The organism is Halobacillus ihumii, assembly GCF_902726645.1.
GTDB lineage: Bacteria > Bacillota > Bacilli > Bacillales > Halobacillaceae > Halobacillus_A > Halobacillus_A ihumii.
This window is the reverse complement of record NZ_CACVAO010000001.1, coordinates 2,019,124-2,041,103: the sequence shown is the minus strand read 5'-3', so window position 1 is coordinate 2,041,103 and position 21,980 is coordinate 2,019,124. Positions and strand designations below refer to the sequence as shown.

Genomic DNA, 21,980 nt, shown 5'->3' with positions numbered 1-21,980 from the left:
ATCAATGTTGCGATCGGTTTTTAAATCTATAAATATGCTAACTGATGTTTTGGCAGGGCTTTCTACATTAGGTATATGTTTTGTAGTCATTCTCCAAATCGCAAGCCGGCTAATTGGAGCTCCACTTCCCTGGACTGAAGAGCTAACAAGATTTTTATTCATTTGGCTGATCTTTTTAGGTGTCAGTATTGGATTTAGAAAGGCGGAATCTCCTAGAGTGACACTTTTGCAAAATTACCTGCCCTCCTTTTTCAAAAACGTGTTTGTATGGGTTTATTCAATAGGATCCATCGGATTCTTTATATTTATGATATATTCCGGAATTGAATTAGTGTCACAGCAGTGGATGACAAATGAGACTAGCCCCGCTTTGCAGTTGCCGATGTGGATTATAGGACTCAGTATTCCTTTAACCGCATTCACCGGCGTGTTAAATGTTATCCAATCATTGTTATACGACAAGGAGCTCATTGAGAAAGGGGGGTAACAGCTTTGTCTATATTTCTAATCATATTATTTTTTGTTTTATTGTTTTCCGGGATACCAATAGCTGTTTCTTTGGGTGTGGCTTCTGTATTTTCTGTTGTTTTGTTCACAGATGTGCCTATGAGTCTAGTCATCCAATCAATGTACAGTTCAATGAACAATTTTGTTATGGTTGCCGTTCCGTTATTTATACTTGCCGGTGTTTTAATGGACGAAGGCGGCATAACGGAAAAAATCTTCAATTTCGCTAAGAATGTTGTAGGATGGATTACCGGTGGGCTCGGACATGTCAACATACTGGCAAGTCTGATATTTGGTGGATTGTCCGGTTCATCAGTGGCTGATGTCGTCAGTGTCGGAAAAATGAGTATTAATGAGATGACGAGGAATAACTATCCTTTAAGGTATTCAACCGCAGTTACACTGGCCTCTTCCATGCTCGGATCGATTGTTCCGCCCAGTATCCTAATGGTTGTGGCGGCATCGGTCGCTGGTGTTTCCGTTGGTCAGGCATTGCTTGGCGGTTTAATTCCGGGGGTAATCATAGCTATCGCTCTTATGATTTTCAATTACACCCTTTCGAAAAAGTACAAGTATGGCGAGCATATTCCATTTAATTTCAGGCAATTGGTTGGTTCGTTTGTTAAAGCATTGCCTGCGCTATTAGTACCAGTTGTACTTTTAGGGGGGATTGTAGGCGGTTTCTTTACACCGACAGAGGCAGCAGCAATAGCTGTTTTATATTCACTGATTGTTTCCTTGTTCATTTATAGAATTATGAGCTTTAAACAATTACCAAGTGTGTTTTTCAGAACTGCAAAAATGACCGGAACGATTCTATTTGTCGCAGTAACAGCAAGCGCGGCCAGTTGGGTCTTTACGTATGATGGACTGCCGACGAAAATAGCTTCCTATATAAGTAGTGTAAGTGACAGCCCTCTACTTATTTTGTCGATGCTGTTTTTCTTTTTAATCATTGTTGGCATGTTCATGGATGCTACGGCGGCCATTTTTATTCTCGTTCCGATTTTAATGCCAACGGTTAATGCTGTTGGTATTGATCCAGTATTCTTTGTGATTTATATGGTCATTCTACTTGCGTTCGGTTTAATAACTCCGCCGATTGGTGTTTGTCTATATGCAGCGCAAAGTGTTACCGGACTATCAATAGAAAAAATTACGAAAAGCACATTGCCATGGATCGCGATAACTTTGCTCGTACTATATTTGTTTGTATTATTTCCAGAGTTAATCACCATACCATTAACCTGGTTTGACCTGTAAAAAAACAAAGTATGAATATTATTTTCAAACTAAATTTGTGTTATGATGAAGGAAATTACCACCATAGAATGATGTAAGGGAGATATGCTAATGAGAGCAGCAAAATTTCAAGGGGAAAATAAAATTACCGTGGAAAATATGGATACTCCGCAAATTAATGAAGGTGAGATCTTGGTTCGTGTCGCGGTCAGTGCGGTATGCGGAACGGATGTAAGAATTTTTTCAGGGCAAAAGACAAAAGGTGTCAGGGTTCCCTCGATTATTGGCCACGAAACAACAGGCGTAATTGAAAAGGTTGGTGAAGGAATCGAGGAATTTAACATTGGAGAACGGGTTGGTGTGATTCCGGTCATTCCTTGCCGCAGGTGCCACTACTGTTTGAATGGTATGGAAAATGTTTGTGCGAAGAGAGTGGCTATCGGCTATGAATTTGACGGCGGTTTTGCCGAATATCTCAAAATACCGAAAGAAGCGATTGATGCGGGAAACTTAGTTAAGTTACCGGACAGTGTAACCTTTGAACAAGCGGTTGTGACAGAACCGTTGGCTTGTTGTTTTAATGGACACAAAAAGGCCAATATTAAAGTGAACGACACCGTGGTCATTGTTGGCGGCGGCCCCATTGGATTGATGCACGTACAACTCGCAAAAATTGCTGGTGCTAAAACGGTGATCGTCAGTGAACTGGTTGAACACCGGAGAGAAAAAGCTTTGATTGCAGGGGCAGATTGTACAGTCAATCCTGAAGAGGAGTCTTTACAAGGGGTCGTGCAAAGAGAAACGGATCAACTTGGCGCTGATGTGGTTATCATGGCCATTGGAGTGCCTTCCATAGTGAATGATTCCGTTCAGCTGTTAAAAAAAGGCGGTACAATCAATCTCTTTGCCGGATTTACTAAAGGTATAAAAACTGAAATTGATCCGAACTTGATTCATTATAACGAAGTGAATATTGTTGGGACATCTGCATTGAAACGAACTGATTATTTAACTGCGTTATCGTTAATCGAATCCGGACAAATCAATACGGATGTGCTGACATCTGACGGCTATTCTTTAAATGACATTGAGAAAGCGATTCTTGATGTGAAAAATGGTGTTGGAATGAAATCGTTAATTCACATTTAATCTTGTTTTTCATTTTAAAATATAATTTTAGGAGTGATCATGATGGGATTGTTAGGCAAAGAAGTTCGTTTAAACCGTTTATTGAATCAGGAAAGTGGCCGATTGTTGGCGGTCGCAGTGGATCAAGCTATGGCAAGGGGAATATTTGAAGAACTCATGCCAATTGATCGTAAGATTAATGAAATTATTGCGGGAGGGCCGGATGCGATCACAATGCATAAAGGGCTTGCTGATACCTGCTTTGCCCCGCATGCAGGTAAAGCGGGTTTAATTGTGAAATGTTCTACTTTTTCACCATGGCAGCCTAATTATGATGTAGGCGTTACTGAAGTTGAAGAGGCAATACAACTTGGCGCTGATGCGGTGTCAATGGGCTGTATTGTCGGCGGCGATGATCAACCTGAACAACTCCGCAATCTTGGATTAATTACCGGAAAAGCTGCCTCGTACGGGATGCCTGTTGTGGCTCATATTTACCCGCGCGGTAATCAGATCCCGGAAAGTGAAAAAAATCATTGGAAACACACGGCTTATGCTGTCCGGGCAGGGGCTGAATTAGGTGTAGATATTGTGAAAACGAAATATACCGGCTCTCCGGAGACGTTTAGAAAAGTAGTAGAATCAACCCCTGGTAAAGTTGTAGTAGCGGGTGGCGATATCGGACCAAATCCGGAAGATTATTTCCAAATGATTTATGATGTGATTGATGCGGGTGGAACTGGTATTACATTTGGTCGTTTTGTTTGGAATAATAGTAATCCAACCGCTATAGTAAAGGCATGTGCACATATTATTCACGGAAATGGCACGGCTAAAGAAGCTCTTGAGCTATATAATCAGTTGGCGTACGAAAATATTTAAACGAATCAGGTGATTGTTATGTCACACGTAATTGGAATTGATATTGGAAGCAGCAGTATTAAGGTAGCTGCAATGGATGAAAAAGCAACCCTCTCTTTCGTATTAAGTGAGGGTTACTTTTTCACATACCCTGAGAAGAATTATATTGAAATCAGTTTAAATGAAGTATGGGAAAAGGTTAAAAGCCTGCTTGCTAAGGCCATAGACAGGGTTCGAAAGGAAGGCGGCATGGTAGCAGGCATCTCCCTTTCAACTTTTTGTAATTCGACTGTGATGATGAATGAAGAAGGGATTCCGTTGTATCCTGGTATCGTATATATGGATCAAAGAAGTGAATCCCAGGCACATTGGATTAAGGAAACTGTCGGGGTTGACCATCTCTATAAAGTAACTAAAAACAGAATTGAGCCGGGCATGTTTTCAATTACAACACTTTTATGGCTGAAGGAAAATAAACCGGACTTATATGAAGCCATATATATGTGGGGGAATCTTTCAACGTTTATTTATCACAAACTCACAGGGGAATTTGTTATGGATTGGACACAAGCTTCATTCACAGGGATTTTTGATATCACAGAATATGAATGGTCAGAGAGTATATGTTCGGCATTAGGAATACCGTTGTCCATTTTACCGGAGATTGCAGCGCCCGGCGAAAATTTGGGGGTTGCGAATGCTTTACTGGACGACATCCCTGTCATCGTTGGCGGAGCAGATACAGCCTGTTCTGCACTTGCCCTGGGTTTGGAAAATAATGAGGTGTTTGAATCAGTCGGAACGTCAAATGTATTGACGGTTTGCACTGATAGTCCGGAAATTTTAGATACCCGGTTTCTGAATCGATGTCATGTTGTCAAAGGAAGTTGGTTGTCCCACGGAGCAATGTCCACCCCTGGTGCCAGCATCCGCTGGTTTTATGACACGTTTTTGAAGAGTGATGAAGAGGATTCAAGTGTGTTAGAAGATTTACCAGGACAATCAGATATCGGAGCAAACGGCTTGTTCTTCTTACCTTACATGCAGGGGGAAAGATCTCCGATTTGGGATCCGAATGCCCGCGGAGCATATGTGGGAATGCATTTAAACACAAGTAAGGCAGATTTCCTACAAGCAATATTTGAAGGTTGCGCCTTCGGACTCAGGCAGATTCAAGAAATTATTGAAGAAAAATATCAATTAAAATGTGAATCCTATCAATCCATAGGCGGTGGAGCACAAAATAAAGTATGGGTCCAAATTAAATCAAACGTGTTAAACAAGAACATTGAAACAATGGAAGTGAATGAAGCTGCTGTATACGGAACTTGCCTAATTGCGGGATCATCTTTGGGACATTTCCCTCCTTTAAGTGAGATGCCTACATTTTTGAAAAATAAAGTACTTTTTATGACTTACCCTTCTGAAAAAGAAGTCGAGCAATATGCACAATTGTATGAAATATTTGTTAATCTTTATCCGTCATTAAAAGGACATTTTCGGAAAGTGAACACTTAAATCTTCTCAGCTTCTCAATTTTATTAAAGGATGTGGTGTTTTGCAGAAGAAGATATACTTAACAAGGAAAATGCCTAATGAAATCATTTCCATGATGGCCGAGCATTGTTCAGTTGAAATGTGGCCGGAAAAAGAAACTGCAGTGCCGGCTTCCGTTTTAAAGGAGAAAATAAGAGAAGTAGATGGACTGTTCTGTCTTTTGACGGAAACGGTTGATCGTGAACTTTTAGATCATGCGGAAAATCTGAAAGTGATTAGTAATATGGCTGTCGGTTACAACAATATTGATGTCAATTATGCAACAAAAAAAGGAATTATGGTTACAAATACTCCCGGTGTATTAACAGAAACGACGGCTGACTTAACCTTTTCCTTGTTAATGGCTACTGCAAGACGATTAACGGAAGCCGACCAATTTCTAAGAGCAGGACATTGGAAAACCTGGTCGCCTTTTTTATTAACGGGACAAGATATATTTGAATCAACTCTGGGGATCATTGGCTTAGGTCAGATTGGAAAAGCTGTGGCGAGGAGAGCCAAAGGCTTTAATATGAATGTATTATATTACAACAGGTCAAGAAAATTTGAGGCTGAAGAAGAATTAGGTATCAATTATGCAGATTTTAATACCGTTCTTAAACAATCGGATTTCTTATGTATCCTTGTGCCTTTTACTCAGCACACCAAAAACTTGATCAGTCAGCAGCAACTGTCTTTAATGAAGGATAGTGCGGTTCTTATTAATACTTCTAGAGGCGGGGTAGTTGATGAACAAGCACTGTATCATGCTTTAATAAATGGTGATATTTGGGCAGCCGGTCTGGATGTGTTTAATCAAGAACCAATCCCTCTTGATCACCCGCTGTTAGATCTTGACAATATTGTGACTCTTCCTCATATTGGAAGTGCGAGTTATCAAACAAGGATGAAGATGGCAAGATTGGCGATAGACAACCTTTTGCGGGGATTAGCAAATGAAAAGCCCAGGCACATTGTAAATGAAGAACTTTTTAACAAGGCATAAAATATTGGATAGGAGATTATTATGTTAAACACGAATCAAAAGGTTAAAATTTTTGCTTTAAATTCCAGCTGGGATTTGGCTGGGGAAATCGCTGAGAATATTGGAATTCCTCTCGCTTCCTGTTCCGTCAAACGATTCAGTGATGGTGAAATTCAAATTAATATTGAGGAAAGCATTCGTGGATGTGAAATATTTGTTATTCAATCGACATCTAACCCTGTCAATGAAAACCTTATGGAATTGTTAATAATGGTAGACGCACTTAAACGGGCGTCTGCGCAAACGATTAATGTTGTCATTCCATATTACGGATATGCGCGTCAGGATCGAAAAGCCCGTTCAAGAGAGCCAATTACTGCAAAGTTAATTGCTAATTTGCTTGAAACAGCAGGCGCAGACCGGGTGCTCACGATTGATTTACATGCGCCGCAAATTCAAGGTTTTTTCGATATCCCTGTTGATCAATTGGTGGGTGTTCCCATTCTATCGGATTACTTTAAACAAAAGGGTGAAGATGATCTTGTTGTGGTGGCTCCCGATAATGGGGGGGTCGTTCGGGCGAGGAAAATGGCTGAAAGCTTAAATATCCCTATAGCGTTTATCGATAAACGCCGCCCGGAGCCAAATGTGGCTGAGGTCATGAATATTATCGGAAATATCGAAGGAAAAAAAGCTGTCATTATTGACGATATTATTGATACCGCCGGAACGATTCAACTTGCTAGCCGTGCATTGAAGGAAAAAGGTGCTGAGAAGGTGTACGCCTGCTGTACACACCCAGTCTTGTCAGGTGCTGCTATTGAACGTATTGAAAACTCGGAAGTGGAAGAGCTAATTGTGACCAACACGATTTCTTTGAGTGAGACAAAGCAGATTGAAAAGATCAAGTGTCTTACGGTGGCGCCTCTGTTGGCTGAGGCTATAGAAAGAGTCTATCACAATTTGTCGATCAGTGCTTTGTTTGATTAAGCGTGATAAACTACAGTGTCCAAATAAAATCTAAATAAATCATACACGAAATCCCCATCCTGAAAACAGTTGGGGATTATTTGACGCTTACCAATCAACCATGACGATCCGTTCATTTCTCGCTTTAAAGGCTGGATCTCTTTTGAGCCACGACAGTTTCGTGGTTAACCGGCCGACTTCGGGGTAGAGATTTTCAATTTGGTCTTCGAAGTTCTTTCATTTTGTCGTATCGAACAGCTTCGGCATTTGTTCAAGAAAAGTATTTCGCCATCGTTCCCTGAAAAATCCAAACTCCTTTGTTAAATTTGAGTACACCTTGTACAAACGTAAAGAATATCAATTTTATTATTTAAATGAATCAGTTTTAACATTTGTTTTGCTTAAAAAGGAAGCTGCCGATAATACGATAGCTTCATTGTGTCGCTGAACTTTTCCTTCTTTCCACTCTGTATAGGGACAGCAAATAAAATAGAGTTATTCATCTAGACAATTGACAAGTCTGAATTGAAAGACTATTATAAATTTAAACGTTTAAATGAAAACGTTAATGTTTGATGCTTAAGGTTGTGACAATATGAAGGTTACTTTAAAAGAAGTCAGTAAATATTGCGGTTTATCAATTGCTACGGTTTCTAATGTTTTAAATGGTACAAAACCTGTTACTGAAAACAACAAAAGAAAGGTTTTGAAAGCTGTACAAGATTTAGAATACATTCCTCATGAAGCAGCACGTCAGCTAAAAGCCGGGAAAAGTGGATTAATTGGAGTCTTGACAGTTGGTTACAATTCTTTCTTCACAGAAATCTTAAAGGGAGTGGAAGAGCAAGCAACACGAAAGGGATTTAAGATCATTGTTGGAAGTACAGAGGAAGATGTTCAATCTCAAAAAGAGTTCCTTGATTCTTTTATTGCAAAAAGGGTTGAAGGAATAATCATGGCACCGGCAAATGGGTGGACAAAAGAAAAGCTGAAAAAATATCAGGACATTCCCATAGCCCTTATTGATCGTTGGATTCCGGCGTATAAATATATTTCCGTCATAACAAACAACAAAGAGAGCTCCAAACAATTAGTCAGTCACTTAGCCACTCATCATCAATACAAGCATATTGGTTTAGTTTATGCGTACTCGGATATTTCATCCATGACGGAAAGAAAATTAGGGTATGAAATTGCCTTAAGAGAAGCAAGGATTCCAATCGAGAACTCCTTTATGGAAAGTTGCGATGGAAGTATTGAAGGTGCAGAAGAGGCAACTATAAAACTTATTGAAAAAAATAAAGATTTGGAAGCTATTTATATAGCTAATAATAATATGCTGTTAGGTGCTTTTAAAGCTTGTAAAAAAAGAAAATTGAAAATTCCTCAAGATATAGCAATTGCAGGGGTGGATACGGAACCGTGGATGGAGTTTGTACAGCCAACCATAACAACAATTCAACAACCTGTGAAACAGATGGGGAGGGAGGCAATGAATCTATTAATAAATAATAAAGATAACAAGTATATTCAACATGAAGAGCTTAAAAATAAAGTGGTCATCGGTGAATCCTGTGGCTGCTAATTTTTATAAATGAAAGTTAAACGTTTAAATTTTTCAAAAGGTGAGAGGTGATTTTATGAGATACAAAATTGTAGGTATATTGATTTTTCTTTTCGTAAGTACTGGCTGTAGTTCAAACATTAATAACGGGGAGTCAGCAACCAATATAAATAGGGAAGTGGATTATTCTAATCCGGAAGGCACGATTGTATGGTCGTGTGGAAATATAGGCGGCGGGGGATTGAGGAAGGAATTAATCGATCGATTTGAAGAAAAATACTCTGATGTCAATGTTGTCTTACAAGAAACACCAGCTACGACTAATGGGGCGCAATCTTATTACACGATGACCATTGGCGGGCAAAATCCAGAGCCCGATGTTTATTGTGGTGACTCCAATTGGCCGGCCCAGTTTGGAGAGGCAGGTCTTGCATTGGATTTATCGACTATCATGCCCGAAAGTTTTTGGGAAAGGTTCCCGAAAAAACTCGTTGATGCAGCCTCTTATAAAGGAGGGATTTACGGTGCTCCACTATATGATAATATAGGGTATTTATATTATCGTAAAGACCTTCTGAAGAAAGCGAATATTCCAGTACCTGAGACGTGGGAAGAATTAAAACGGGCTGCTTCTCATCTACAAGAAGCAGGATTAGTCGATTACGGTTTTGTTTGGCAGGGGGCGTCTTACGAGGGGCTAACGACCAACTTTTTGGAATATTTACATGCAGCTGGAGGAGAAGTATTTAATGATCAGGGAGAGGTACATATCAATACGGAAGAAACAGAAAAGGCACTCTCTTTTATGAAAAGTTTGATTAGTAGCAATGCATCTCCTCAAGCGGTCACCACCTTTCATGAGGACGAGTCAATGAGTACTTTTTCTGCGGGATCAGCAGCCTTTTTACGAAATTGGTCATACGCCTATAGACAAGCGCAGAACCCAAGTACTTCTCAGATATCTAATAAAGTAGGGGTCACTAAAATACCTTCTTTTGAAAATGGCAAACACAATGCAACCCGATCTGGATGGAATGTATTCATTAATCCTCATACTAAAAATCTAGAAGCTTCGTTAGCTTTTATGGATTCTCTTACGAGTAAAAAAGCCCAGCGTTTGATGTTGGTGAAATATGGAATTCTACCAACGAATGTCGAAGTGCAATCGAATCCACAACTAATTAAAGAATATGAGTTATTGGATATTTATCACGATGTGGTAAAAACCCCGCGTCCCAAAACACCTAAATATAATGCTTTATCAGAAGCGATATATGTAAATACAAATGAATTGCTATCGCAGAATAAGAGAGTCAAAGATGTGCTCAAGGAGATGGAAAGTCGCATGAAATCAGTGGTTCGTTCAGAATCTTAGCGTTATTAAACGCATTTATGAAAAGGGGGATATCCTTGCAAAAGACAACCATTACTAAATCAAAACGTTTATCATGGAGGTCAAACCGTACGGGGTATATGATGGTTCTTCCAGCCCTATTGGTCCTAGCAATAGTGATGTTTTATCCTATATTTTATACCCTAGGTATGAGTTTGAGTAAAGTGGATATCAACACTACAGGGTACGATTTCACGTTTATTGGATTTCAAAATTACCTGAATATATTCAGTAGGAGCGTGTACTGGGACAGTATTTGGTTTACCTTTTATTTTTCATTTATCACAGTGTCCTTGGAACTTTTTTTTGGATTATTAATTGCTCTTGCTGTTAATAAGGTGAAACGAATGATGAATGTTTCATTGGTTATTATGCTTATCCCTTGGGCACTGATAACCGTTGTGTCAGCTCAAATGTGGGCCTACATTTATAACGGAGTATATGGAGTTTTAAATTATGTTTTTGAGGTGATAGGAATCATCGATGCTCCTCTACCATGGTTGTCAACTCCTACTTCAGCGATTATAAGCATCATGGTAGCAGAGGTATGGAAGACTACTCCATTTGTAGTTATTATTTTATTAGCCGGATTGCAAATGGTTCCGAAAGATCAATATGAAGCTGCAGCGATAGATGGGGCTAACCGATGGCAAAGTTTTTGGAACATTACCTTACCAGCAATTAAAGGAAGTATTGGAGTAGCCGTCGTATTTCGGTTATTGCAAGCTTTCGGGGTGTTTGATCTTCCATATGTCTTAACAGGGGGGGGACCTGGGAATGCTACTCAACCAATAGCTATGCTTGGGGTAGAAGCATTATTCCAAAATCTCAATTTTGGTATAGGTGCTGCGATCTCTGTTAGCACAGTTTGTTTCATTATCGTGTTAGCATTCATTTTTTCTCCCCTCATTCGCACCATTGTGAAAGGAGAAGAATAAATGAGTCAAAGATGGAGATTTATAGGCCGTTACGTTGTATTGGTAGGGTTTTTAATCATTATCATTTTACCTTTTTATTGGTTAGTCATTACATCATTCAAACCCTTATCGGAAATTGGAGCTTATCCTCCAAATCTTTTTCCTGAAAATTGGACGTTGGAGAATTATCGGGAGGCTTTATTAGAGTATGGATTTTTAACAAACTTAAAAAATAGTATAATTGTATCTATTTCATCTACGGTATTAGTGCTTATTTTTTCTAGTATGGCAGCTTTTGCTATTGCCAAGTTGCCTTTACCCGGAAAATACCCAATGATGGCTGGGTTATTAATTTTGTCTATGTTTCCGCCTGTTACTGTAGCTCCTGCCCTTTACATTATGCTCAATAATTTGGGGCTGCTAAATACTTACACGGGGTTAGTTATTCCGTATATCGCGTTTAATATACCGTTTTCTATATGGTTGTTAAGGAATTACTTTATAAAAATACCTACAGATTTATTGGAAAGTGCCCGTATCGATGGCGCGTCTACATTTTATATATTTATAAAGATTTATCTTCCTTTGATCAAACCAGGACTTTTTACCGCAGGTATTTTTACGTATATTGCCACTTGGATAGAATTTTTCTTAGCGTTAATTATTAATTCGGATCCTTCAATGCGATCAGTTTCTGTTGGTATCGCGCTATTTAGTGGACCATACACTGTTCCGTATGGAACGATTTTTGCAGGCTCGATTGTAGCTATGCTACCGATTATTTTGTTAACCATAATATTTAGAAAAGCTATTATATCTGGTATTACTGGTGGTGCTATAAAAGGATAACACCACCAATAGGATGATACCCTGTTAAGTTTTCTGCTTGCATTGATAGTAAAGATCATTATGGAATGATTATTAGCAGGAAAATTTAAGTAATAAAATAATATAAAAGCGAAGGAAAGAGGGATGTTATATGCATAATTTATATTTGCGTAGAGAAGGAAAGTCAAAAAGATTTTCAAGCTGGGACAGAACTGGAAGAAATAAAGATCGTATTACCATTCCTGCTGGTTCAACCCATATTATTGCTGATATCGAAGGATCTGGGATTATCAATCATATCTGGATGACGGTAGCTTCACAGGATAAATATTCGTTCCGAAAAGTACTGATTAAGATGTATTGGGATGATGAAAGTAATCCGAGCGTTCAATCCCCAATTGGCGATTTTTTTGGTGTCGGACACGGGGTTGCGAGCCATTATGTCTCGGCTCCACTTAATATGATTACTACCCAAGGTGTTATCGAGGACAAGGCCGCCATGAACAGCTTTTTTGAAATGCCTTTCCGAAAAGCAGCACGAATTGAGATTGTCAATGAATGTGAGAATGATATAGTCCTCTATTTTTATGTGGATTATGTTGAACGCGCTGTTTCTGACGAAAGCTTCTATTTTCATGCTTCATGGCGTAGAGAGAACCCGACGAAGGGATTGGTTGACTTAGAGGCGCTTAAGGTAGAGCACGACAAGCAGAACAGCCCTAACTTCGCGGATCAAAAAGTATATGAAAAAGCCAACCTGACTGGAGATGAAAACTATGTTTTGCTAGACGCCGAAGGAGAAGGACATTATGTTGGTTGTAATTTAAGTATTGACCACCTTAACCCGATGCCAGGATTCAGTTGGCCGGGCGAAGGTGATGACATGTTCTTCATCGATGGGGAGCCTTGGCCACCACGACTTCATGGCACAGGCACAGAAGATTATTTCTGCGCAGCTTGGGGTTATCCATCAGGAAAGTATGACAGTCCCTATCATGGTGTATCTCTTTATGCCCCAATACGTAGTAACGGTGATGCGTGGAAGGACAGCAATACAATTTCTTTTAACGACTATTCCGGTAAGATAACACAATATCGATTTCATATTGTAGATCCTATTATTTTTAATAAATCTCTTTTGTTTAGCATAGAGCATGGTCATGGTAATTCTCAATCAAATGATTACTCTTCAGTAGCATATTGGTATCAAAGAGAGCCGCACAAGAAGTTCCCTGAGATGCTCCCGGTTATAAAACGTTTACCGATTTCAGAAAGAGAAAGTGCTAGAAGGTTTTATCGTACGCTGTAAGAATTTTTTCATATGTTAGGATACTCTTTAAGAACAATGATCAAACTGAGTTTAAAAATCAGTATTGATCAAAGTTATTATTCTTTACTTAAAAGAGAGGTAATTTATATGTTGTTGGGATCTATTGAAGCAGGGGGAACAAAATTTGTTTGTACAGTTGCGAATGAAAAAGGAGAAATAATAAACACAAAACAGTTTAAAACAGAAAGACCAGAAATAACAATGGGGAATGTAAAAAGTTTTTTTTCGAATTATAATATGGAAGCCATAGGCATCGGAACATTCGGACCAGCTGATATAAATAAAAATAGCAAAACATATGGATATATTACATCGACTCCTAAAAGGGAGTGGATAAATTACCCTATACTAGATGAAATGAAAAAAACTTTTGATATTCCTATTGGTTTTAATACAGATGTTAATGTCTCTGCCCTTGGTGAATCTATTTATGGAGCAGCTAAAGGACTAAATAGTTGCTTATATATGACTGTAGGGACAGGGGTTGGTGCTGGAGCAGTAATAAATGGCCAATTATTAGAAGGCTTAACTCACCCTGAAATGGGACATATAACAGTTGGAAAACATAAAGATGACCCTTTTGATGGAGCATGCCCTTATCATCATAATTGTTTAGAAGGCATGGCATCAGGAGTAGCTATCGAACAAAGGTGGGATGATAAAGGGACTAATTTATCAAATAATAAAAAGGTATGGGTGTTGGAAGCTTTTTATTTAGCCCAAGGTATAGCTACCTATATTTTAATCTTATCTCCTAAAAAAGTTATCTTAGGTGGAGGAGTAATAAAACAAAAGCAACTTCTTCCTCAAATTCAAAAAAATGTTCAAAAAATCCTAAATGATTATTTACAGTTCAAAGAACTAAGTGAAGATATTGATAATTATATTGTTACTCCTGGTATTGAAGGACTTTCAGGAGCATTAGGTGGTATAGAGCTAGCAAAACGGTCGATACATCTAAATTAACATAAAATTCTCAACACTCTTGTTTAAAGATAATAACATCCATCAGCTTCCTTAATATTAAACGGCCTTTTCTGTAATAGAAGGTAGCCGGAATGGACTATCATAGATTAAGGCAATAAATACGCTCTCGTGTTTATTGCCTTGGAAAAACATACATTTCATGGAGAATTACAATTAGCAAAGTCCATCTATTATCCATAGACGAAGAAATCTTAGAAGCCTTCTGAGCTGGAAAACCATGTGTAATCCTTTATTTTTATTCGCACAAAAAGTTAGTGCAATAAATATAAAAGTTATAAATAAAACTGTAATATCTAGGTGCAAAATCCCGTTCGAGGCTGCTAAACCGAATTGAGTAAAGACAATAGTAGCTCAACTCTAAAACAAAAGCAAAGCTAGATACTATAGTCTAGCTTTGCTTTTGTTTTGTTTAATATTCAATCTTTGATAAAGTATTGAAATTATATACGGTGGAACAACATGATGATTATCCTCACTTCAATTTAACCAAAGAAAAATTATGTTTTTAAAGGATTAAATAAATAATGAGAAAATCCTTTCTCTTCACAAAACTCATTTACCTGCACATTGGTTGGGAGTCCAGCCTGTGCTCCTAATTTTGTTACTTTTAAAGCAGCGACAATGTTTGCAAATTTCGCTGCTGTAACAAGGTCTGATCCATCCGCAAGAGCAGTGCCTAATGCTCCCGCAAAGGAGTCTCCTGCTCCGACAGTATCGATCGCTTTTACTTGAATGGCCTCTATATACTCCGTTTTTCCTTGTTCATAAACTAAAGATCCTTTACTCCCCATTTTAATGATAGAGCATTTTATTCCTATTCGGTTAAAATACTCTGCTGCTTGGTGAGCAGAATCTAGGTCTGTTACATCAATACCTGTTAGCTGTTTTGTTTCTTGTTTGTTAGGGACAATTATATCTGCATATTGTAACGCCCGTTCCGTAATGCCATCAGCAGGTGCAGGATCCAACACGACAAACATGCCTTTCTTCCGAGCTTCAATCATAGACTCGATTACTGCTTCTTCGGGAACCTCCATCTGTACTAGGAGTACCTTACTATCATTTATTGTAGCAAAGGCTTGTTGGATATCATTTCTTGTTAAATCATCATTGGCCCCTTTTACCACAAGCATAGTGTTCTCGGCTGTATGATCAACTGTAATAATTGCACATCCAGTTGAAGATTCTTCCACCTGCTTGATATGGGAGGTGTTCACTCCATTATTGTTCATGGAGTCTATTACAGTGTCCCCATGTACATCACAACCAACAGCACCAATCATATGGACTTTTTTTCCTAAACGAGCACTGGCAACTGCTTGGTTTGCTCCTTTACCACCTGATAGTGTGGCCATTTCCTTTCCGAAAATCGTTTCTCCACGATCTGGATAATAGTCGGTAAAAGCGACAATGTCAATATTTATACTTCCAACTACGGTTATCTCTCCCATGGTTATAACCTCGCATTCGCTTTAGACTTTTTACTTAATTTCTACTTAACTCGCAATTAAAGTTTTTTAGTTTTGCAATTGATTCTTCAAAAGGAACATTAGGTTTAAATAAAGAAGATGTTCCGCAGACCAACATATCTGCTCCGTTTTCTAAAACTCCTGGGACAGTTTGATCCCCGATGTTTCCGTCTACTTGAATCTTAATGTTGTACCCTTCTCTCTTAATCCAATTGTTCAATTCTTTTAGCTTTTTATACATTGATGGAATAAACTTTTGACCTGAAAATCCAGGGTTAACGGTCATAATAGTGATGTAATCTACTACATCTATAACATATTTAAGTTCATCAATAGGAGTTGAGGGATTTAAAGCGACCCCTGCTTTTAATCCTCTGTCCCGAATTGTTTGTAATGTTCTTTGTAGATGCACGGTTGCTTCGGTATGAATTGAAATCATATCAGCTCCCGACTCAATGAACGTATCTAGGTGATTTTCAGGGTTTTCAACCATTAGATGGACATCGAAAGGTTTCTTGGTGAGGGACCTTATACTTTTAACCATATCGGGTCCCATTGTAAAGTTCGGAACAAAACTTCCATCCATTACATCAAGATGAAAGAAATCCACTCCTGCTTGATCTAATCTTTTCACAGTTTCTCCTAAATTACTCATGTCTGCACACATTAGGGATGGACCAATTAAAGTCATAATAGTAGCCTCCTGTATTATATAAATTCTCTTTTTATTAACGCATCGATGATTCACGCAGAATCAACTCGACATCTAATTCCTTTTTGCTGAATTCAGCATTAGGTTCTTTCATTAACCTAATAAGTTCTTCCATGGCCTTCATTCCCATTTCATAGATCGGTTGTTTAACTGTAGAAGTAGGGGGGATTGTATATTGCGACATCTCAATTCCATCAAATCCTACGATCGCAAGGTCATCGGGAACTTTCCGTCCCCATTCATAGGCAGCTTTTAACAATCCAATAGCCATTGAGTCGTTTGATGCAAAAACACCATCTATATCTGGGTGACGTTGGAATAACTCTTTCATGCAAAGATAGCCACTTCTCACGCTAAAATCCCCGGGGGCTATCCAGCTTTGATCAAACCAATCAAATTCTTTAACGCAATTTCTATAGCCCCACATCCTTTGAACGGCTGTAGAATCATCTTCTGGCCCCCGAATAAGGCCAATTCTCTTGCATCCAATATCAATCAAGTGCTGAGTTGCTAACTGGGCCCCTTCCCTATGTTTAACCGTTAAAGAAGAAAATTTGTGAGTTGAGAAGGTTCTGTCAAGCGTGACAGCAGGAATGCCTCGAGAATGGAGTTGTTCCAAATCTTCATTTGCTAAATTTAAGGAGTTTATGATAACTCCATCAACATATCTATCACGAAGAGAATCAAGATAATTAGTAACTTTGTTTCTATCATCATCTGTGTTGCATAAGAAAATGTTAAACCCATATGAATGTGCTAGATCTTCGACTCCCCTAGCAAGCTCAGGGAAGAAAGGGTTACTAATTGTTGGTACTAGTAAAGCAACTGTATTAGATTTGCGACTTGTTAAACTTCTTGCAACAGCGTTAGGTTTATAACCTAATTCCTCAATAACGCTAAACACCTTAGAAACAGTTTGGGCAGTTACATGTCCTTTATTATTAATTACCCTTGAAACAGTTGCTACGGAAACCTCCGCCTTAGCAGCAACATCTCTAATTGTTACCATTTCTGTACCTCCGTTTTTGTTACATAAGTTACATGTAAAATCTTATTATAATTAAAAATGGTCTAAATGTAACCGGTTACTAAAACTTTACCACTTCCTAATTTAACCTGTCAAATAGAGACTAATTTTTTCTCCTATAAAGGCTTTATATCTAAATAAATGACAAAGCAATTTCAAATTGAAATAGGTTATCGGTAATGTAACCGGTTGCAGATAAAAAAAGTGTATGATAATATACTGACTAAGAATTCATCTTTTAATATGCATTCAAATAAGGTGTTTATGAATACCTATATTTTTTTGGCTTAAATGTAACCGGTTACCTTAGTGAACTAAATTTATTAGGAGGGTTTAAAAATGAGAGGTGAAGAGTGGTTCTTATTACAGGAGGAAATGGAGGCATTGGCCTTGGAATGGCACAGCTATTCCAACAGAAGGGGGATCAGTTAATTATAATGGACCTTCCCCAGGAGTCCAGCACAGTAGCGTCAAGAGTGTCCCAATTAGTATTGGAAGTGTGGATATTACGAATAAAGAGGAAACAGAAAGAGTTATTGAAGAATTTACAACAGTTTGTGGACCAATAGATGTGTTGGTAAATAATGCTGTGGTACTTAAGGTCCATCCGGATTTTTTTGTCAGCCAACCTATCGTCCAATCTATGATTGAACGAAACAATTTTCATTAATATTAAAGGGGGAGAATTATTATGAAAAATGAAAGCGCTGCTCCAAACCTAGGGGAGAAAACGGTTCTTGGTATGCCTAAATCGCTTATTTGGGGCTTTGTTTCCATTGTTATCTTTATGACTGGAGATGGAATTGAACAAGCCTTTTTATCCAAACAAATAGTAGAGATGGGGTTTACACCAGGTGAATCTGCGTCAGTGTTCACTGTATATGGGATTACAGTGGCTCTTGCATCATGGTTAGCAGCATTATTTGCTGACATTTGGGGACCAAGACGTACAATGATGGCTGGATTAACCATTTGGGTAGTGTTTCACGTTGGGTTTATCACCCTTGGAACAATACCTGAAAATTTAAATATGATGTTGCTTATGTACGGACTTCGCGGATTTGGATTTCCTTTATTTGCCTATTCATTTGTTGTTTGGATTGCCTACATCACCCCGTATAAAAAACTACCAAGTGCGATGGGATGGTTTTGGTTTGCCCATTCATTAGGTCTTGGGGTATTCGGTTCTTACCTACCTAGCTTTACAATCCCCTTTATCGGGTATAATGGATCGCTTTGGTTAGGGTTGATTATTGTCACTATCGGTGGGTTGATTGGAGTTATCTTCACTAAAGGAGATTATGCAAAAGAGAAAGGTGAGAAAAAGGGAGCCGGGGATACAATTAAAAAGGGAATTACAATATTGTTTACAAACCATAAGATTGCAATTGCATCTGTAGTACGAATTATTAACCAATTAGCTGTATATGGTTTTGTCGTTGCTATGCCACTATTTTTAACAAGTGCAGAGATAGGTTTTTCTACATCACAATGGTTGCAAATTTGGGCCTTTATGTACTTCGTCAATATTATTTTTAATTTAATTTGGGGCTTTGTTGCAAATAAAATGGCGTGGCATAAAGTTGTCCAGTATTTTGGGTGCATTGGTCTAGCAATTGCCTGTTTATTATTCTACTACGTCCCAATCACTTTTGGACCCAATTTTGCTATTATGTTGTGTGTATCAGGTTTCTTTGGGGCAGTTCTCGGAGCATTCGCTCAGATGTCTTCAATCTTTGCGGCAATTGATCCGAAAAATAGAGGAGCAGCTATGTCCATTCATAATCTTTCTGCGGGGTTAAGCCAGTTTATTGGTCCTGCTTTAGCTGGTTTGCTCTTCACAGCATTTGGGACAAAGGGGTTTGTTTGGACCTTGGCCGGTATATATTTGTTCGGTTTTATACTTGCACAATTCCTTAAAGTAGAACCAGGGGAATCTGATGATGCGGAAAAAGATATACAAACAGAATCTACAAATAAGGCTGTTAATGCGTAAATAGAGAAATTGTTGATTACTTTGAGAAGATCAAGAGGAAATTACAGCGATCGAAATAACTAATTATTTGAAGAACAAACTTATTATTATCTTGGACACAAATCTGGGCATAATGCCTTGATTTGTGTCCATTTACTTTCTAATAGTCTCCCTTTTGCACAATTTAAATAATAAATTAATAATAAAAAGAATAGTCTTTTTTTCTCGTCATGTTCAATTAGAGTACACCCTGAAAAAACAAACTAAAACCCTTTAATACCAAGGTATAAAATGTTCATTTAGGGTTGTTCAGTCGAATAGAGGTAAAAATAATGATATTTAGAGACACGGTTGGGTTCTAAACGAGCAAAATTTAGATAATCGGTTTAAAGAATTCAAGGCTTATGGTGTGATGATATCGTTATCGGAAAAGAGAGTGGGGTCATAGCCAAAAGATCTATTATGCGATGGCTAAAGGAAGGATAAAGTACTTTATGATGAAGTCGTTCGTTGCTTAATAAAAAGAACCCGTGATATTCATCGAAAGACCGGCTTTTCTCGTAATACATTTTACCCTATTAAAGATGAGTTTAAGGAGAGGATATCATTGATAACCTCTCTTATTTTAAATCTTTTTCAAATAAACAGCAATCTGAAACAATCTAGCTCTTTTATAGATATATCGTAAGGTATCTTACTCAATATGTTCACAACATTCCAACAGCGCTTTTCCGTAATTAATACCAGCATTATAAACTTGCCTCTGATTAACAAAAGCTATCCAGAAGACTAAAAAAGGTAATGTAAGTATGACTGAAATAATTTTCAATATCGGAACAGCAGAGATATTTAAGCCAATACCATAATTTGTATATATTAAAATTAGCTGAACAATTAATAACAAAGAGCATATTATTAATCCTAAAGGTTTCAAACCAAGTAAGTTTCTAAGCTGGCCATAATATATATTCTCATTAAAAACCAAAGAATATTTAACTTTATCTCTAGTTTCTTGTCTTAAGTAATCGATACAAGAGTCGTATTTTTGGTTTGAACCAACAGGATCTTTTAATTCAATTTCTTTTGTTGGGAGGTCTTCATTTGTCAGGAACCCTAATTTTTTATGATAACGCTTTTTAGTATTAATATTTATATTATCATCCTTGTGACCTAAAATTAATGTTGCGGGTAGCCCTCCCCACTGTTGGATTAATTCTTTTTGTTTTTTCTTTCCTAATGTTCTTGCTAGTATGGACAATGGTATAGCCACACCTAAACCTAGAATGCTTATAAGAGCTCCTTCTATTGAGCGAAATTCTGGGAACCATAGATACAACCAAATTATTATAGGAGAAGCTGTTAAAACTGCTGGATAGTATCGTGCTTTTCTTTCGTAAGTGTTAAGAACAACATCTAAATTCATACTATTCTCCTCTAGTTATTTTTCGACCTCTGAACTGAATGAGAGAGGTGTAATAGCAGTCCACCCAGTTCTTGCAGGCATATCTTTGTGATGTCTAATAGTAGAACCTCGGGTTTCACAAACCTTCGCTCCTCTTCTAATAAATGCATTTGTTACAACTTTTTTGGGGTGCTCCTCTGTTTCTTTGGAGACTGATACGAAAGTGTTGGTAGTTGTTGAAGTATCTTTTTCTACCTTTTCACCTATAATTCTATCAAGTACACTGGGTGAAACATTTCGACGGCTTCCATGATGAGGAATTTGTACAAATCTGCAATCCCTTAAATCTATACCTAAGTTGGTGGCATAATCTGCACTATTATGGAGAGCTTGCTTTCCAGCATCACCGGTAAGTAAGACCCTATAACCATTAATATTACCGTATAATACAACACTACTTTCATTTCTAGATCCTGTAGATCCATAGTTTTCACTTAGGGTTTCTTTATCCCATGTCTCTTCAATCCATTCTAGAATTTTTGAGTAAGCTTCAGAAAATGCTTTTCTAAGAGTACTCTCTTCTTTTCTTTCGGGCATGCTGGGGAAATCAGGTAATAAATAATTAACGTACCAGTCTTCCAACGGGGAAAGCACCTGAAATTCTCCAATTAGAGCTCCTTCAAAAGGTTCGTATATTGGAATTTCCTTTTCACAAGCAATCTCATACAACTGGTGTGCTTTATTCAGGGAAGCTTTAATCTTTTCTGATAAACTATTGTCTGTGATTCTACCGTCATGAAACAAGTCCTTTATTTTAGAAGAATGTTCCCATGGAATGTGCATCCATAGCTCTCCCACTTCTAACTCCTCAATAACAGTTGTTAATCCAGAGACGTGATCGCTATCGGGGTGTGTATTAACTACATAGTCTACATAGTCTGTATCATAGTACTCCTGTATGTGTTGAACTATTTTATTACCGGAATCTTTAGTACCCCCATCTACAACCATTACCTTATAGTTACCTTCTTCACCATACCTAACAACTATTGCATCTCCGTTTTTAGTGTTATCCCCAACAGGAATAAATTCAATTTCAATCCCCAAATTTTCTCCTCCTCCATAAAGTACTATTATAGTACTATTTT

Annotated in this window: 19 protein-coding genes and 1 pseudogene; 15 read left to right on the top strand and 5 right to left on the bottom strand. The window is 38.0% G+C overall.

The genetic code is table 11. The features are described from left to right. Window positions 1-4: 4 nt before the first annotated feature. The 13 genes from G6R08_RS10125 (at window position 5) to G6R08_RS10065 (ending at window position 14,226) form a co-directional block, all read left to right on the top strand. The gene (locus G6R08_RS10125) at window positions 5-487 is read left to right on the top strand and encodes a TRAP transporter small permease (RefSeq protein ID WP_163527863.1); all 483 of its coding nucleotides are present in this window, start codon (window positions 5-7) and stop codon (window positions 485-487) included. A 5-nt stretch (window positions 488-492) separates the two neighbouring features. Continuing rightward, entirely contained in the window at window positions 493-1,770 is a 1,278-nt protein-coding gene (locus G6R08_RS10120; protein WP_163527862.1) for a TRAP transporter large permease, read from the top strand. 90 nt (window positions 1,771-1,860) lie between these two features. Next, a complete protein-coding gene (locus G6R08_RS10115; RefSeq protein ID WP_163527861.1) occupies window positions 1,861-2,898 on the top strand; it encodes a zinc-dependent dehydrogenase in 1,038 nt (345 codons plus the stop codon). 39 nt (window positions 2,899-2,937) lie between these two features. After that, the gene (locus tag G6R08_RS10110) at window positions 2,938-3,759 is read left to right on the top strand and encodes a class I fructose-bisphosphate aldolase (protein WP_240339689.1); all 822 of its coding nucleotides are present in this window, start codon (window positions 2,938-2,940) and stop codon (window positions 3,757-3,759) included. 18 nt (window positions 3,760-3,777) lie between these two features. Continuing rightward, window positions 3,778-5,256 carry a xylulokinase gene (locus G6R08_RS10105; protein ID WP_163527860.1) on the top strand — a complete coding sequence of 493 codons (1,479 nt, stop codon included), beginning with the start codon at window positions 3,778-3,780 and terminating at the stop codon, window positions 5,254-5,256. Between the two features lie 40 nt (window positions 5,257-5,296). Continuing rightward, window positions 5,297-6,280 (top strand): 2-hydroxyacid dehydrogenase, encoded by a 984-nt coding sequence (locus G6R08_RS10100; RefSeq protein WP_163527859.1) that lies wholly within the window; start codon window positions 5,297-5,299, stop codon window positions 6,278-6,280. Between the two features lie 21 nt (window positions 6,281-6,301). After that, window positions 6,302-7,249, top strand: coding sequence for a ribose-phosphate diphosphokinase (locus G6R08_RS10095; RefSeq protein WP_163527858.1), 948 nt, complete (start codon window positions 6,302-6,304; stop codon window positions 7,247-7,249). Window positions 7,250-7,823: 574 nt separating this feature from the next. Further along, window positions 7,824-8,813 (top strand): LacI family DNA-binding transcriptional regulator, encoded by a 990-nt coding sequence (locus G6R08_RS10090; protein WP_163527857.1) that lies wholly within the window; start codon window positions 7,824-7,826, stop codon window positions 8,811-8,813. 55 nt (window positions 8,814-8,868) lie between these two features. Further along, window positions 8,869-10,167, top strand: a complete 1,299-nt coding sequence (locus G6R08_RS10085) for an ABC transporter substrate-binding protein (RefSeq protein ID WP_163527856.1) — start codon at window positions 8,869-8,871, stop codon at window positions 10,165-10,167. Window positions 10,168-10,202: 35 nt separating this feature from the next. Further along, window positions 10,203-11,123, top strand: coding sequence for a carbohydrate ABC transporter permease (locus G6R08_RS10080; protein WP_163527855.1), 921 nt, complete (start codon window positions 10,203-10,205; stop codon window positions 11,121-11,123). Continuing rightward, window positions 11,124-11,951, top strand: coding sequence for a carbohydrate ABC transporter permease (locus G6R08_RS10075; protein WP_163527854.1), 828 nt, complete (start codon window positions 11,124-11,126; stop codon window positions 11,949-11,951). It begins immediately after the preceding gene. A gap of 130 nt (window positions 11,952-12,081) precedes the next feature. Then, a complete protein-coding gene (locus tag G6R08_RS10070; protein ID WP_163527853.1) occupies window positions 12,082-13,239 on the top strand; it encodes a glycoside hydrolase family 172 protein in 1,158 nt (385 codons plus the stop codon). A gap of 108 nt (window positions 13,240-13,347) precedes the next feature. Next, window positions 13,348-14,226 (top strand): ROK family protein, encoded by an 879-nt coding sequence (locus G6R08_RS10065; RefSeq protein WP_163531269.1) that lies wholly within the window; start codon window positions 13,348-13,350, stop codon window positions 14,224-14,226. A gap of 518 nt (window positions 14,227-14,744) precedes the next feature. Here the strand turns inward: G6R08_RS10065 and rbsK are convergent. Genes rbsK through G6R08_RS10050 form a run of 3 tightly spaced genes read right to left on the bottom strand, consistent with a single transcriptional unit; the run spans window position 14,745 to window position 17,437 of the window. Then, the gene (rbsK, locus tag G6R08_RS10060) at window positions 14,745-15,698 is read right to left on the bottom strand and encodes a ribokinase (RefSeq protein WP_163527852.1); all 954 of its coding nucleotides are present in this window, start codon (window positions 15,696-15,698) and stop codon (window positions 14,745-14,747) included. A 34-nt stretch (window positions 15,699-15,732) separates the two neighbouring features. Continuing rightward, the gene (gene rpe / locus G6R08_RS10055; protein ID WP_163527851.1) at window positions 15,733-16,407 is read right to left on the bottom strand and encodes a ribulose-phosphate 3-epimerase; all 675 of its coding nucleotides are present in this window, start codon (window positions 16,405-16,407) and stop codon (window positions 15,733-15,735) included. A gap of 37 nt (window positions 16,408-16,444) precedes the next feature. Further along, window positions 16,445-17,437, bottom strand: coding sequence for a LacI family DNA-binding transcriptional regulator (locus tag G6R08_RS10050; RefSeq protein WP_163527850.1), 993 nt, complete (start codon window positions 17,435-17,437; stop codon window positions 16,445-16,447). 413 nt (window positions 17,438-17,850) lie between these two features. Here G6R08_RS10050 and G6R08_RS22460 point away from each other — a divergent pair. Together G6R08_RS22460 and G6R08_RS10040 are read left to right on the top strand one after the other, a co-directional pair. Beyond that, window positions 17,851-18,125: pseudogene (locus tag G6R08_RS22460) on the top strand (hypothetical protein). A gap of 21 nt (window positions 18,126-18,146) precedes the next feature. Continuing rightward, a complete protein-coding gene (locus tag G6R08_RS10040; RefSeq protein WP_163527848.1) occupies window positions 18,147-19,451 on the top strand; it encodes an MFS transporter in 1,305 nt (434 codons plus the stop codon). Between the two features lie 673 nt (window positions 19,452-20,124). Here the strand turns inward: G6R08_RS10040 and G6R08_RS10035 are convergent. Further along, window positions 20,125-20,853 carry a hypothetical protein gene (locus G6R08_RS10035; RefSeq protein ID WP_163527847.1) on the bottom strand — a complete coding sequence of 243 codons (729 nt, stop codon included), beginning with the start codon at window positions 20,851-20,853 and terminating at the stop codon, window positions 20,125-20,127. Window positions 20,854-20,868: 15 nt separating this feature from the next. After that, window positions 20,869-21,939 carry a ComEC/Rec2 family competence protein gene (locus tag G6R08_RS10030; RefSeq protein WP_205439416.1) on the bottom strand — a complete coding sequence of 357 codons (1,071 nt, stop codon included), beginning with the start codon at window positions 21,937-21,939 and terminating at the stop codon, window positions 20,869-20,871. Between the last annotated feature and the right edge of the window lie 41 nt (window positions 21,940-21,980).

Coding starts and splice junctions, on each gene's coding strand:
- G6R08_RS10125 (WP_163527863.1), top strand. CDS start 5: ATGTTGCGATCGGTTTTTAAATCTATAAATATGCTAACTGATGTTTTG.
- G6R08_RS10115 (WP_163527861.1), top strand. CDS start 1,861: ATGAGAGCAGCAAAATTTCAAGGGGAAAATAAAATTACCGTGGAAAAT.
- G6R08_RS10110 (WP_240339689.1), top strand. CDS start 2,938: ATGATGGGATTGTTAGGCAAAGAAGTTCGTTTAAACCGTTTATTGAAT.
- G6R08_RS10105 (WP_163527860.1), top strand. CDS start 3,778: ATGTCACACGTAATTGGAATTGATATTGGAAGCAGCAGTATTAAGGTA.
- G6R08_RS10095 (WP_163527858.1), top strand. CDS start 6,302: ATGTTAAACACGAATCAAAAGGTTAAAATTTTTGCTTTAAATTCCAGC.
- G6R08_RS10090 (WP_163527857.1), top strand. CDS start 7,824: ATGAAGGTTACTTTAAAAGAAGTCAGTAAATATTGCGGTTTATCAATT.
- G6R08_RS10085 (WP_163527856.1), top strand. CDS start 8,869: ATGAGATACAAAATTGTAGGTATATTGATTTTTCTTTTCGTAAGTACT.
- G6R08_RS10075 (WP_163527854.1), top strand. CDS start 11,124: ATGAGTCAAAGATGGAGATTTATAGGCCGTTACGTTGTATTGGTAGGG.
- G6R08_RS10070 (WP_163527853.1), top strand. CDS start 12,082: ATGCATAATTTATATTTGCGTAGAGAAGGAAAGTCAAAAAGATTTTCA.
- G6R08_RS10065 (WP_163531269.1), top strand. CDS start 13,348: ATGTTGTTGGGATCTATTGAAGCAGGGGGAACAAAATTTGTTTGTACA.
- rbsK (WP_163527852.1), bottom strand. CDS start 15,698: ATGGGAGAGATAACCGTAGTTGGAAGTATAAATATTGACATTGTCGCT.
- rpe (WP_163527851.1), bottom strand. CDS start 16,407: ATGACTTTAATTGGTCCATCCCTAATGTGTGCAGACATGAGTAATTTA.
- G6R08_RS10050 (WP_163527850.1), bottom strand. CDS start 17,437: ATGGTAACAATTAGAGATGTTGCTGCTAAGGCGGAGGTTTCCGTAGCA.
- G6R08_RS10040 (WP_163527848.1), top strand. CDS start 18,147: ATGAAAAATGAAAGCGCTGCTCCAAACCTAGGGGAGAAAACGGTTCTT.
- G6R08_RS10035 (WP_163527847.1), bottom strand. CDS start 20,853: ATGAATTTAGATGTTGTTCTTAACACTTACGAAAGAAAAGCACGATAC.